The organism is Vibrio genomosp. F6 (assembly GCF_005146325.1).
Taxonomy (GTDB): domain Bacteria; phylum Pseudomonadota; class Gammaproteobacteria; order Enterobacterales; family Vibrionaceae; genus Vibrio; species Vibrio cortegadensis.
Genome location: NZ_SYUT01000031.1, coordinates 277,689 through 291,725, shown reverse-complemented (window position 1 = coordinate 291,725; position 14,037 = coordinate 277,689). Strand labels below are relative to the sequence as shown.

Genomic DNA, 14,037 nt, shown 5'->3' with positions numbered 1-14,037 from the left:
TTGTTTCTGAATCATGGCATTTATTGAGTGATCTTAGCTAAATCGATAAGTTGCCATCCAGTGGATTAATAAGGATCTTCAGACCAGCCATCAGAATCGGACATATCTGGTGCGCCTGGAATTGAATTTTCTTCGTCCGCCCACTCTCCAAAATCAATCATTTGGCACTGCTTGCTACAAAAAGGGCGGTGAGGACTTTGCTCTCCCCACTCTACGTCGGCTTCACATTGGGGGCATTTTACGATGGTTGGTTTGTTCGACATCTTTCTTCCTGATCTGAGAGTTTAGTATTTAACTCTAACTACAAATGGCTAACTCAAATTCTACGTCTTGGGTGCCGGCTTGACCAGTTTCAAATGACATAAACTTAATCGCGAAACGGTTCTTGTGGCCAGAAATCATCGGATAAACACCATAATCGAGCGGAATAGACAGACGCAGGATATTGGCTTCTTCAGCATCACTTTGGAAAAAACCACTACGAGCAATTTGCGGCTTAAAGTGACCGGTTTCACGGGTTAGCTTTAACCATAAGTTGAGTGCGTCGGAAAGAGGTCGCAATGTACTCGTCCAAAGCTTTGCGTCTCTGGTTTTTTTATCGAGAGGAAGATGAAGCCAGTAATGCAGTGCCGGAAGATCAAAACAGCAAGAACCACCCGGAAGGTTAAAGCGTTGGCGAATAGCACTGAGGAAGCGTTCTTCTTTTAGAGATTGCCCAAAGCGTTCAGCGGCCATCAAGTTGCGATGGATACTATCCACCTCTTTTAAAACGCTGAGTAGCATCTCTTGATCAACACCATCAACGTTTAACCAGCTTTTGTAAGTTTGACGCTGCTTCTCAATATCTTTTGCAAGCTCACTTTTCAGTTGGATTTGCTCAAATATTTCAAGCAGATCGAAAAGAGAACGGAAAAACAATTGGTACTGTTGACCATCCTCAAATGTAGAAGACAGGTGCAGTTGCCTGAGGAGAGATTCTACTCTCAGGTAAATACGAGTCTTTTCATTTAATGGGTGTTCAAATCTGTGGGTGGTCATCTAACTAAGCCTTAGGTCTGTTCCGTTCTATTTTGACTGATTTTCTCTACAAATAGCCAGATACTTTTGGTGCAATTCTGTGACTTGAGACAAAATTCCCCCGTTTTTCGTATCATTTTTAACCACGTCATCAGCGAATTGCAATCGTTGCTCTCTGGTCGCTTGTGATTTCAGGATAGATTCAGCTTGCTGGAGTGATACGTTGTCTCTTGAAATGGTTCGTTCTAGCTGGGTCTGTTCACTTACATCGACCACTAGAATACGATCTACCATTGACTGAAGCTTGTTTTCGATGAGCAGTGGAGCAACAAGTAATGCATAAGGGGAGGTGACTTGATTTAAATCCGCTAGCATCTTTTCGCGGATCATGGGGTGCAGCAATTCATTCAACCAAGCTTTATCATTGGGATCGGAAAAAATCCGTTCTCTTAATCTCGCTCGGTTTAATTCGCCATTATCGAAGAGAACGTCGTAACCAAAATGTTGAGCGATCTTTTCAATACCAACAGTCCCGGGCTCAACAACTTGACGAGCGACGATATCCGCATCGACAACATCAATATTAAATTGAGAGTGAAAAAGATTGGATACCGTTGTTTTACCGCTGGCGATCCCACCGGTTAAACCAATAATTAGAGCCAAATTAACCCCCTAAGATGGATGTGAGATACCAATCCATGATGTTACTGCCCCATAGCAAGCTGATCCAACCTGCGATGGCTAAATAAGGGCCAAACGGAAAAGCTTTGTCGATACCTTGCTTCTGCAGTCGAAGTTGGATTAGACCGAAAAATAGCCCGACTAGGGATGAGAGTAAAATAATGAGAGGAAGGTGCTGCCAGCCTAACCAAGCGCCAAGGGCTGCGAGAAGCTTAAAGTCACCATAACCCATCCCTTCCTTGCCTGTGAGCAGCTTAAACCCCCAGTAAACTGACCATAAGCAGAGGTAACCTGCCATCGCGCCTATGATAGCGTCTTGCAGCGATACAGGGCTGATTTGAAAAACGGATAGAGCGATACCCGCCCACATGAGTGGCAGGGTTAGTTGGTCTGGAAGCAGCATAGTATCAAGATCAATAAACGTGGCTGCAATTAATATAAAAGTGAAAAACAGTAAAGCGACCGTAAAATAACTGAAACCAAAGTGACTCGCCACAGCAAAACTCATTAACGCAGTAAGAGTTTCAACCGCAGGGTAACGAGCGCTAATTGGATTTTCACAGTGGTGGCATTTGCCTTTTAGGAATAACCAACTTATGACCGGTATGTTGTCGATCAAACGTAATTGAGTTTTGCATTTCGGGCATGTCGAACGTGGAACACTTAAGTTAAATACGCCTTCAGGTTTCGGAAGATTATATTCAGGAAAGGATTCAGCACACTCTTGTTTCCATTCGCGCTCCATCATGAGAGGCAAGCGATGAATGACAACATTTAGAAAGCTACCAATGATTAAGCCAAAAATAGTTGCGAGAATAGGAAAAACCCACGGGTAGTACTCAAAAATTTCCATTTAGGATCTCAAATAGGGTGTTGTATAGGGTAAGCGTGTGGATGGGGCTAACGTATATTCTTTTGTTCACGATTATTCATCCAAGTTGGTATATCTTATCCTATAACACTCATTAAGTTAAAGATTGGTAGGTACATTGCGACCACGAGACCTCCAATTAATGTCCCTAAGAAAACGATGATCAATGGTTCTAATATTTTTCCGAGATTATCAACCGTATTGTCGACTTCAAATTCATAAATGGTCGCCACTTTGTTTAGCATATCGTCGAGTTTTCCAGATTCCTCTCCAATCATCACCATTTGCAGTACCATTTCAGGAAATGCATTGGTATTACGCATCGCAATGTACATTGGAACCCCTGACGACGTTTCTTGATGGACTTGATGAATAGCGGTTTCAAAATGAACATTACCTGCGGTTTTCGCGGTAGTTTGCAAACTTGATAGAATAGGGATTCCGGCACTGAAACTAGTCGATAGCGTTCGACTGAATTTGGCGAGAGAGGCTTTCATTACCACGCTGCCTATGATCGGAAATTTGAGCCCCCAGCGAGAGGTCATTAAGCGAAACGAAAATAGACGTTTACGCATACTTTTTATGACAATAACAGCGCCGAAAGTGAATACTACGATATATAGGCTATAAGCTTGCATCCAATGGGAAAGTCGCATCACTTGTTGGGTAAACCATGGAAGATCGGCCCCAAAACCAGAGAACATGGTTTCAAATTCAGGGATCACCATTGTTAACATCAAATACGATACGCTTAACGCGACGAACATGACCATTGTCGGGTAGATAAGCGCTTTAATCACTTTGGAACGCAGTTGTTCGCTTTTTTCTCTATAAGTGGCTAAACGTTCAAAGACTTCCGCAAGGTTCCCCGCTTGCTCACCCGTTGCAACAAGGTCTGTATAGAGTCTATCGAAATGGTGACTGCTGGTTCTCATTACTTTTGATATTGGGGTTCCGGCCTCGACCCCTTTACTTATCTGTAGGAGAATCGATTTCATTTCTGCTTTTCGGTGATTGTCTGCCACGAGTTTGAGCGCTTGTACAATCGGCACTCCTGTTGTGAGCATAGTGGCAAGTTGACGAGTAAGAAGAGTAATATCTCTTGGTTTGACTCGATGAGCTAATCGCGTGAGTAGAGAAACACTGCCGCGCTTCAGTTTTTTTACCTGAATATGTTGTTCTTTGAGTTTATCTCTTACTTCAAGCTCACTGAGGGCTAGCATCTGTCCTGATGTCTTTTTTCCTAAGCTATTGATGCCTTTCCAACGAAAATTTTTGAGTGGTATTGGTTTATTGTGTTTCATGGCTATTCCAATTTTCAGTGGTCTCGTATTTAGCGATTGATGGGGCGTTGGTCTCTATACCATGACCGCTCAATACAGAAGTTATGGTCGTGATAGAAAACCGGCTGAGCCTTCTTTTTTAGTGGTGCTCGTTTAATCAAAAGTAGAGCACTCGTTGTAATTCACGATAGCTAGTGATGCCTTGTTTTAATTTTTCCATCCCTGAGTTGTGTAAATTTTGCATCCCATTCTTTTTGGCCAATTGCTCAATTTGATTAATGCTGGCTCCTTTAATCAGAGCTTCAGAAAGATCTGCGTTAAATTCCATGACTTCATAAATACCCACTCGCCCAGAGTAGCCGCCAGTGCATTCGCTACAGCCTTTAGGGTTCGCTTGATAGATACGATCTTCAGCACTTATTTCAAGGTGTAGAGGTGTATTGGTATCCGGTTGACGGCAATGCTCGCACAGCCGTCGAGCCAGACGCTGAGCAATGATTAAACTTAAAGATGAGGCGAGATTGAATGCTTCAATGCCCATATTAGTAAGCCGTACTACGGTCTCTGCGGCTGAGTTGGTGTGAAGCGTGGAAAGCACCAAGTGGCCAGTTTGCGCTGCTTTCACCGCTATTTCGGCGGTTTCTAAATCACGGATCTCCCCAACCATGACCACATCGGGATCTTGACGGAGAAAAGATCGCAGAGCTTCAGCAAAACCAAAGCCAATTTTCGGTTTGACTTGAACTTGGTTGATCCCCGATAAATTGATCTCTACAGGATCTTCCGCCGTCGAAATGTTCACTTCACTGGTATTTAGAATTCTGAGTCCAGTATAGAGCGATACTGTTTTTCCACTTCCTGTTGGGCCGGTCATTAAAATCATGCCTTGCGGCTTTTTTAGGGCGTTAAGGTAGAGTTGTTTTTGTTCTGAATTATAGCCAAGCGTGTCGATATCGAGATTGGCCGCACTGCTATCGAGCAGCCGTAATACGATCTTTTCACCCCATAAGGTTGGCAAGCTAGAGACGCGGAGATCGAGGGCGTTATCTTGATTCAACCTGAGCTTGATCCGCCCATCTTGAGGCAAGCGTCGTTCTGAAATATCGAGTTTGGCGAGAATTTTTAATCGTGCTGAAAGCCTCCGGCTTAAATGACTGGCGGGTTGTTGAGTTTCAACCAAAATGCCATCGCAACGCAGACGAATGCGATAGTTGTCTTCGTAAGGTTCAAAGTGAATATCGGAGGCTTTCTTACGGACGGCATCTAATAACACTTGATTGATAAAACGGCTAACAGGGGAGTCATCTTGACTAAGGTCTTCAATATTTTCGATCTCATCTTCACTGACCTCAATTAAGTTAGCTAACTCCTCTTGGCTGATCTCTTTCTGTGTTTGTTGAGCGCCCTGGATGGAATGCCCATACAAGCGTCGAATCGCCCCTTGCAGTGTTTTAAAGTTCGCGAGCACTAACTCAACTTGGTGACCAGTCGCAAAACGAAAATCATCTTCGATTAATAAGTGAGTAGGGTCAGAAACGGCAATGGTGAGCACATGGTCATGACTGGAAATAGGCAGCGCTTGATGGCGGGTAATCAGTTCACGCAACCCCAGTTTTTGGCACAGGTCATGGTAGTCATAATGGTCAAGGTTGGTTTCAGGTAAACCAAAGATAGCGCTTAGGTGATCGGTTAGGGTATTGGCCGAAAAAAGACCGAGATCGAATAATGCCTCCGGCACCGAAAGGCCAGAAGCATTCATATGTTCAACCAGTGCTTGTTCTTGCGTCAGGCTAAGCAGGTTAGCCTGACGTAGAATAGCGGGGAGGTTGGTGAACATTTACTGTTATGCACCTGTACAAGTTTTAGGCAGCAAACGTTCAGTGGCTGCAATGCTTGATGTACAGGCCCAAGCCCCAGTGGCAGTTGTTCTCGTTAATGTTACAGTTTTTCCTGCAACTAAAGCACTAGCATCATTACCTGCAGTATCAAATGTAAATGTAATAGTGCCAGCATCGGTTTTTCCGGTAGCTTTTAAAGCTACCGTACCTAAAGGCATTGCGGGAATTCCCAAAGCTGACTCTTGTCCCGCCGCTGGAAATTGCCCTGTTTCAACGGTTGCAGCTTCTACATTAGTTTTTGCCCCAGTTAGAGTTGCAAGAACAGAAGCCACTTCACTCTTTGCTACATATTTTTGATATTGAGGTAAAGCAATTGCTGACAGAACCCCAATGACAGCTACTACAATCATCAATTCAATTAGGGTAAAACCTTTCTGTATTTTTTTCTTACTGTGTTTCATCTTGTTCTCCAAATCTCAGTCCATATTGTGGAAATCACGAATATTTGATGAGCCAGAGAATAGAATCTTGCTGGAGAGTTGAATATGCGGTGAGAGAGGGGGCGCGAGTGAGATAATGAAATTCACTCAATGATTTCATTAAAGATACAAAATTGTGAGAGTGAGTTAATAGAAAGGCATATTGTTTACTATGTTATCAATACAAAAAAGGCCGAATTAACGACCTTTTTTGTTTTATATCATCATGTTAACTTATTTATGATTGGAAGCGCATGGATAGATCCATCGCTTTTAAATGCTTGGTTAATGCCCCTACAGAAATATAATCCACACCGGTTTTTGCAAACTCACGGATGGTTTCAAGTGTTACATTGCCTGAGTTTTCTAAAGCAGCACGGCCAGCGTTGAGTTTTACCGCTTCGCGCATCATATCGGTAGTGAAATTATCCAACATGATAATATCAGCGCCCGCTTCAATGGCGTGTTTCAATTCTTCAAGGCTTTCTGTTTCGATCTCAACAGGTTTGCCAGGGTTTAGTTGTTTCGCTGTCGCTACCGCTTTTTCAATGCCACCACAGGCGATAATGTGATTCTCTTTGATCAGGTAAGCGTCAAACACCCCAATACGGTGATTAAAACCGCCACCACAAGCCACCGCATATTTTAGTGCACTACGAAGGCCAGGAATCGTCTTGCGTGTATCGAGTAGGCGGCAACCCGTCCCTTCAATCTGTTTCGCATATTCAGCCACCGTTGTTGCACAGCCAGATAACGTTTGAATAAAGTTCATTGCATTACGTTCGCCAGTTAATAACGCACGTGACGGGCCTGATAATGTGCAGAGTGTTTGGTTTGGTTCAACTTTATCGCCATCTTGAACGTGCCACTCAATCGTGACTTGACCACCAAGTTGCTTAAACACTTCATCAGCCCAAGCTTTACCACAGAATACACCGTGCTCACGAGTAATAATGGTCGCTACGTTTTGTGCATTTTCAGGGATTAAACTTGCGGTAATATCAGCGGCTGGATCTAAGGTTCCACCAAGGTCCTCTCTGATGGTATCGACGACAGAGCGAGTGATTTCTAGAGGAAGTTGCTGCTTTAAGTAGTCAAGTCGTTCTTGGCTGTTATGTGTGTTTTTCATCGCAAATCTAATATGGGAGTCGAATAGGAATGAGAATGATACTCTTGCTGAGGATGAAATTCAGCCATTAATCTCGCTTTTCATTGTCTGAAATGTAAAATCTAAGCGATCCCAGAAAAGTAGCCAAGGAATAACAGTGATGATTGATGAAAATGGTTGGTATCAATCGGCTCGTCATGTGCCATCTCCTTTTTATAATGAACGCCCTGATCCGTCAGATATTTCTCTGCTGGTGGTTCACAATATCAGTTTACCACCAGGGGAGTTTGGTGGGCCTTATATCGAACAGTTTTTTATGGGTAAACTTGATGCAAACGAACATCCTTTCTTCGCTGTGATTCATAACATGCAGGTGTCTGCTCATTGTCTCATTCGCAGAGACGGTGAAATCGTGCAATTTGTGCCCTTTACTGCTCGAGCATGGCACGCTGGACAATCCAGCTTTTCAGGACGGACAGGATGCAATGATTATTCGATTGGCATTGAGCTTGAAGGTACTGATTACGATGCTTATACCGATGAGCAATACCAATCGCTGCAACTATTGTCTGAGGCGTTGATGAATGCCTACCCAAGGATTACTCTTCCCCGAATTACCGGACATCAATACATTGCGCCCTTAAGGAAAACGGATCCCGGTTTATGTTTTGATTGGCGACGGTTTCGAAAAAGCCTACCAGCAGTTTAAAAATATGTAAGATAAATGTTGGAATTTATCTTTTCTCTTTAGATTGTGAACTTGCGCGAATTTCGCTGTTTTTTGAGAAGCCGCGCACTTTTTCTAGATTTTCATTTTATTTAAAACTTTCGAGGTGTTTTTACCTCTTTGTGAGTATTTGTTAATTGATAAAAAACTCACAATTGTACCAATGAGGAAAATCCCCCCTCCTTTTTATTCATATTTCATCACAAATGAATCTAATAAGACGAATACCACCTAGCACGTCACCTCCCCACTCGTATCTTTTCTGTAAATGGTAAGACCAATTCCTTTATTGTTTTAAAGTTAATTTGTTAAATTGCGGTTAATCCGTGCTGTGTTCTATGATTTAGGTCAATTTTCAACTGGACAGTGTCGTTTTAATTATGTTAATTTCTTGCCCAACTTGAAATTGGTATTACCAATTGACTGCATAGAGTAGAAGAACAATAAATATGGCTTATCAAAGGATTCGTCAGCCTAAACTTTCTGATGTTATTGAGCAGGAACTAGAAAGGCTGATAGTGGAAGGAACACTGGCTCCAGGGCAGCAACTGCCACCAGAGCGCGAGCTGGCTAAACAGTTCGACGTGTCTCGTCCTTCGATCCGTGAAGCGATACAGCGCTTAGAAGCCAAACGACTGTTAACACGCCGTCAAGGTGGTGGAACATTTGTTAGTGAAGGTATCTGGAAAAGCTTTTCTGATCCTTTACTTGATTTATTGTCGAATCATTCTGAAACTCAACTTGATGTGTTGGAATCACGTCATGCGATGGAAGGAATATCCGCTTATTTTGCAGCCTTACGTGGTACTGATGAAGATTTTGCTCGCATTCAAGCGTGCCAGGAACAAATACATGCAGCGCAAGATAAAGCTGATGTAGAACAAGAATCTGCTGCGGTAATGGCATTTTTAGTAGCGCTTACAGAAGCGGCCCATAATGTGGTTTTGCTGCATATTGTTCGAAGCCTTGCACCTTTGCTTGAGCAAAACGTTTTACAAAATTTAAAGCTATTACATCGCCGCAAAGACGTGGTGGATAGAGTGAGTATACACAGGGCTAATATTGTTGATGCGATCGTTTCTGGACAGCCTGAGAAGGCGCGAGAAATGTCACACTCCCATTTAGCTTACATTGAAGAAACATTGTTGGATTTGACAAAAGAGGAGTCGCGACGCGAACGATCTTTACGTCGAATTCAACAGGGTGGTGATTCGTAATTAAGCGAATCACTGCGTGTTTAGTAGAATCCAACTAACAAAAAGGATAGACCGCCATGTCTGACATGAAGCATGACGTTGATGCACTGGAAACTCAAGATTGGCTAGAAGCACTTGAGTCAGTAGTACGCGAAGAAGGCGTAGAACGTGCACAATATTTACTAGAGCAAGTTCTAGATAAAGCACGTTTAGATGGTGTTGATATGCCAACAGGTATTAACACTAACTACATCAACACCATTCCAGCAACACAAGAGCCAGCTTACCCAGGTGATGTGACTCTTGAGCGTCGTATTCGTTCGATCATTCGTTGGAATGCCATCATGATCGTATTGCGTGCTTCGAAAAAAGATTTGGACTTGGGCGGCCACATGGCGTCTTACCAATCTGCTGCGGCGTTCTATGAAGTTTGTTTTAACCACTTCTTCCGTGCTCCAAATGAGACAGATGGTGGCGATCTAGTTTACTACCAAGGTCACATCTCTCCAGGTATCTACTCTCGTGCATTCGTTGAAGGTCGCCTGACTGAAGAGCAGCTAGATAACTTCCGTCAAGAAGTGGATGGTAAAGGTATCCCTTCTTACCCGCACCCTAAACTGATGCCTGAATTCTGGCAGTTCCCTACAGTATCTATGGGTCTTGGCCCTATCTCTGCGATCTATCAAGCACGCTTCCTTAAGTACCTTGATGGCCGCGGCATGAAGGATACTTCAGCGCAACGTGTATACGCGTTCCTAGGTGACGGTGAGATGGATGAGCCAGAATCACGTGGTGCTATCTCTTTCGCTGCGCGTGAGAAGCTAGACAATCTATGTTTCCTAATCAACTGTAACCTACAGCGTCTAGACGGCCCTGTAATGGGTAACGGTAGCATCATCCAAGAACTTGAAGGCCTATTCAAAGGTGCTGGTTGGAACGTTGTTAAAGTTATCTGGGGTAGCAACTGGGATTCACTACTTGCGAAGGACACGACTGGTAAGCTTCTTCAACTAATGAATGAAACTATCGACGGTGACTACCAAACATTCAAATCTAAAGATGGCGCATACGTACGTGAGCACTTCTTTGGTAAGTACCCAGAAACAGCGGCACTAGTGGCTGACATGACTGACGACCAAATCTTCGACTTGAAGCGTGGTGGTCACGACTCTTCTAAACTGTTCGCTGCATTTAACAATGCAAAAGAGACAGGTGGCAAGCCGACGGTAATCCTAGCTAAGACTGTTAAAGGTTACGGCATGGGTGATGCAGCAGAAGGCAAAAACATCGCTCACGGTGTTAAGAAAATGGACATGACTCACGTTCAATACCTACGTGATCGTCTAGGCCTACAAGACATTCTTTCTGATGAGAAAGTGGCTGAACTTCCTTACTTGAAACTGGAAGAAGGTTCTGCTGAATACGAATACCTACATGCTCGTCGTAAAGCATTACAAGGCTACACGCCAGCTCGTCTGCCTAAATTTACTCAAGAGTTTAAGGTTCCTGAGCTAGACGCATTCGCGCCTCTATTAGGTGAGCAGAAGCGTGATATCTCTACCACAATGGCTTATGTACGTACGCTAAACATTCTTCTTAAAGATAAGAACATTGGTAAGAACATTGTTCCTATCATCTGTGATGAAGCGCGTACCTTCGGTATGGAAGGTCTATTCCGTCAGGTTGGCATCTACAACCCGCACGGTCAAGAATACACACCTGAAGATAAAGGCATCGTTTCTTACTACAAAGAAGCGACATCTGGTCAAGTGCTTCAAGAAGGTATCAACGAACTAGGTTCAATGGCTTCATGGGTTGCTGCGGCAACGTCATACAGCACAAACGATCTACCGATGATCCCGTTCTACATCTACTACTCTATGTTCGGTTTCCAACGTATTGGTGACATGGCATGGTTAGCGGGCGACCAACAAGCTCGTGGCTTCCTACTAGGTGCTACAGCGGGTCGTACAACGCTAAACGGTGAAGGTCTACAGCACGAAGATGGTCACTCGCACATCATGGCGAACACAGTACCGAACTGTATCTCTTACGACCCAACGTTCGCTTACGAGCTAGCAGTAATCATGCAAGATGGTATTCGTCGCATGTACGGCCCTGAGCAAGAGAACGTTTACTACTACCTAACCGTAATGAACGAGAACTACGCAATGCCAGCAATGCCAGAAGGCGCTGAAGAAGGCATTCGTAAAGGTATTTACAAGCTTGAATCTCACGCTGGTGCTAAAGGTAAAGTTCAATTAATGAGCTCTGGCACCATCATGAATGAAGTACGTAAAGCAGCACAAATCCTAAGTGAAGACTATGGCGTAGCGTCTGATATCTTCTCTGTAACATCGTTCAACGAACTTACTCGTGACGGTCAAGATGCAGAGCGTTACAACATGCTACACCCAGAAGCGGAAGCGAAAGTACCATACATCACAACGGTTCTTGGCAATGAGCCAGCAATCGCTGCGACGGATTACATGAAGAACTACGCTGAGCAAGTACGTGCATTTATGCCTACAGAGTCTTACAAAGTTCTTGGTACTGATGGCTTTGGTCGTTCAGACAGCCGTGAGAACCTACGTCGTCACTTTGAAGTTAATGCTGGCTACGTAGTCGTTGCTGCTCTAACTGAAATTGTGAAACGTGGTGATGTTGAAAAATCAGTAGTGGTAGACGCTATTGCTAAGTTCGGCATCGACGCAGACAAAATTAACCCACAATACGCTTAATACAGCGCTTAATAGAAGGTAAATAAGCAATGGCAATCGAAATTAATGTACCTGACATTGGTGCGGATGAGGTTGAAGTTACTGAGATTCTTGTAAGCGTTGGCGACAAGGTTGAAGAAGAGCAGTCTCTGATCACGGTTGAAGGCGATAAAGCTTCTATGGAAGTTCCAGCGTCTCAAGCAGGTATTGTTAAAGAGATCAAAGTTGCAGAAGGCGATTCTGTTTCTACTGGTTCTCTAATTATGCTGTTCGTTGAAGAAAGTGGCGAAGCGGAAGGTGCAGCAGTACCGGCTGCTCCTGCAGTTGAAGCGGCTCCTGTAGCTGCGCCTGCATCAGTTGCTGAGCTTAAAGAAGTTCACGTTCCTGACATTGGCGGTGATGAAGTTGAAGTCACTGAAATCATGGTTGCAGTTGGCGACGCAGTTGAAGAAGAGCAATCTATCCTTACTGTTGAAGGTGATAAGGCTTCAATGGAAGTTCCTGCACCATTCGCTGGTATCGTTAAAGAAATCAAAATCGCTTCTGGTGATTCAGTGTCTACTGGTTCTCTAGTCATGATCTTTGAAGTTACAGGCTCTGCGCCAGCAACTCCAGCAGTTGAAGCGGCGGCACCAGTGGCAGCGGCTCCTGCGGCATCTGCTGAGAAAGAAGTGAACGTTCCTGATATCGGTGGTGACGAAGTAGAAGTTACTGAGGTTATGGTTAAAGTTGGCGATACAGTAGAAGAAGAGCAATCTCTAATCACTGTAGAAGGCGACAAAGCTTCTATGGAAGTGCCTGCACCATTCGCTGGTACAGTTAAAGAGATCAAGATTGCTGAAGGCGATTCAGTAACCACTGGTTCTCTAATCATGACGTTTGTTGTTGAAGGGGCAGCGCCTGTTGCTTCTCAAGCGGCGGCTCCAGTAGCTCAAGCGCCATCAGCACCTGCGGCTCCTGCTGCTAAAGTTGAAGCACCAGCTGCTGGTGATTTCCAAGAGAATAATGACTACGCACATGCTTCACCAGTTGTTCGTCGTTTAGCGCGTGAATTTGGTGTTAACCTGACTAAAGTTAAAGGTACAGGCCGTAAGAGCCGTATCTTGAAAGAAGATGTACAGAGCTTCGTTAAGGAAGCGCTTAAGCGTCTTGAGTCTGGTGCTGCAGCTTCTGCGAAAGGCGGTGACGGCTCTGCACTTGGTCTTCTGCCTTGGCCAAAAGTGGATTTCAGCAAGTTCGGTGAAACTGAAGTTCAGAAGCTTTCTAAGATTAAGAAGATCTCAGGTGCTAACCTACATCGTAACTGGGTAATGATCCCTCACGTTACACAGTGGGATAACGCTGATATCACTGAGCTTGAAGCGTTCCGTAAAGAACAGAATGCAATCGAAGCGAAGAAAGACACAGGCATGAAGATCACGCCACTTGTGTTCATCATGAAAGCGGTAGCTAAAGCATTAGAAGCGTTCCCAGCGTTTAACTCTTCTATTTCTGAAGATGGTGAAAGCATCATCCTTAAGAAATACGTAAACGTAGGTATTGCGGTTGATACGCCTAATGGCCTAGTTGTTCCAGTCTTTAAAGATGTGAACAAAAAAGGTATTTACGAGCTATCTGAAGAGCTAATGGCTATTTCTAAGAAAGCACGTGCAGGTAAGCTTACTGCTGCTGATATGCAAGGCGGTTGTTTCACTATCTCAAGCCTTGGCGGTATTGGTGGCACAGCATTTACACCAATCGTAAATGCGCCTGAAGTGGGTATCCTTGGTGTATCTAAATCTGAAATCAAACCAGTATGGAATGGTAAAGATTTTGAACCTCGCTTACAGCTTCCTCTTTCTCTGTCGTACGATCACCGAGTGATCGATGGCGCAGAAGGTGCGCGATTCATTACTTTCTTAAATAGTGCATTGTCAGACATTCGTCGTCTAGTACTTTAGAAAGCAATTATTAAGGTGACTTTCGGGTCACCTTAATTTTTAACACACAGAATTAGTAGACAATATTCATCATCGCTTTTCTATAAATCAGAATTTCATGAGATGAATTGTTGTCTAGCTCACAGGCTAACCTAATCTTGCTTTCACACTGTTAACATCTCTGTAAAATATGTACCG

General features: G+C 43.9%; 12 protein-coding genes. 4 read left to right on the top strand and 8 right to left on the bottom strand.

The features are described 5' to 3' along the window. Nucleotides 1-65: 65 nt before the first annotated feature. The 8 genes from yacG to nadC all read right to left on the bottom strand — a co-directional run bounded on the left by yacG (nt 66) and on the right by nadC (nt 7,298). A complete protein-coding gene (yacG, locus tag FCV43_RS14415; RefSeq protein WP_017054173.1) occupies nt 66-263 on the bottom strand; it encodes a DNA gyrase inhibitor YacG in 198 nt (65 codons plus the stop codon). A 34-nt stretch (nt 264-297) separates the two neighbouring features. Then, nucleotides 298-1,038, bottom strand: coding sequence for a cell division protein ZapD (zapD, locus tag FCV43_RS14410; RefSeq protein WP_136995580.1), 741 nt, complete (start codon nt 1,036-1,038; stop codon nt 298-300). A 27-nt stretch (nt 1,039-1,065) separates the two neighbouring features. Beyond that, nucleotides 1,066-1,680, bottom strand: coding sequence for a dephospho-CoA kinase (gene coaE / locus FCV43_RS14405; RefSeq protein WP_136995579.1), 615 nt, complete (start codon nt 1,678-1,680; stop codon nt 1,066-1,068). 1 nt (nt 1,681) lies between these two features. Continuing rightward, on the bottom strand, nt 1,682-2,551 hold the full coding sequence (locus FCV43_RS14400; protein ID WP_017054170.1) for a prepilin peptidase: 870 nt from the start codon (nt 2,549-2,551) through the stop codon (nt 1,682-1,684). A 95-nt stretch (nt 2,552-2,646) separates the two neighbouring features. After that, entirely contained in the window at nt 2,647-3,873 is a 1,227-nt protein-coding gene (locus FCV43_RS14395; RefSeq protein WP_136995578.1) for a type II secretion system F family protein, read from the bottom strand. A 136-nt stretch (nt 3,874-4,009) separates the two neighbouring features. Continuing rightward, nucleotides 4,010-5,689: a type IV-A pilus assembly ATPase PilB gene (gene pilB / locus FCV43_RS14390; RefSeq protein WP_136995577.1), complete on the bottom strand. Its 1,680-nt coding sequence runs from the start codon at nt 5,687-5,689 to the stop codon at nt 4,010-4,012. A 6-nt stretch (nt 5,690-5,695) separates the two neighbouring features. Continuing rightward, nucleotides 5,696-6,151, bottom strand: a complete 456-nt coding sequence (locus FCV43_RS14385) for a pilin (protein ID WP_136995576.1) — start codon at nt 6,149-6,151, stop codon at nt 5,696-5,698. 256 nt (nt 6,152-6,407) lie between these two features. Further along, the gene (gene nadC / locus FCV43_RS14380) at nt 6,408-7,298 is read right to left on the bottom strand and encodes a carboxylating nicotinate-nucleotide diphosphorylase (protein ID WP_136995575.1); all 891 of its coding nucleotides are present in this window, start codon (nt 7,296-7,298) and stop codon (nt 6,408-6,410) included. 139 nt (nt 7,299-7,437) lie between these two features. On the opposite strand from nadC, the gene ampD reads away from it, so the two are divergent. From ampD to aceF, 4 genes are all read left to right on the top strand, one after another. Further along, nucleotides 7,438-7,986 (top strand): 1,6-anhydro-N-acetylmuramyl-L-alanine amidase AmpD, encoded by a 549-nt coding sequence (gene ampD / locus FCV43_RS14375; protein ID WP_136995600.1) that lies wholly within the window; start codon nt 7,438-7,440, stop codon nt 7,984-7,986. Between the two features lie 467 nt (nt 7,987-8,453). Next, nucleotides 8,454-9,221, top strand: coding sequence for a pyruvate dehydrogenase complex transcriptional repressor PdhR (pdhR, locus tag FCV43_RS14370; protein ID WP_017054164.1), 768 nt, complete (start codon nt 8,454-8,456; stop codon nt 9,219-9,221). Between the two features lie 56 nt (nt 9,222-9,277). Next, nucleotides 9,278-11,941, top strand: coding sequence for a pyruvate dehydrogenase (acetyl-transferring), homodimeric type (aceE, locus tag FCV43_RS14365; RefSeq protein WP_136995574.1), 2,664 nt, complete (start codon nt 9,278-9,280; stop codon nt 11,939-11,941). A 29-nt stretch (nt 11,942-11,970) separates the two neighbouring features. After that, entirely contained in the window at nt 11,971-13,860 is a 1,890-nt protein-coding gene (gene aceF / locus FCV43_RS14360) for a pyruvate dehydrogenase complex dihydrolipoyllysine-residue acetyltransferase (RefSeq protein ID WP_136995573.1), read from the top strand. Nucleotides 13,861-14,037: the final 177 nt, after the last annotated feature.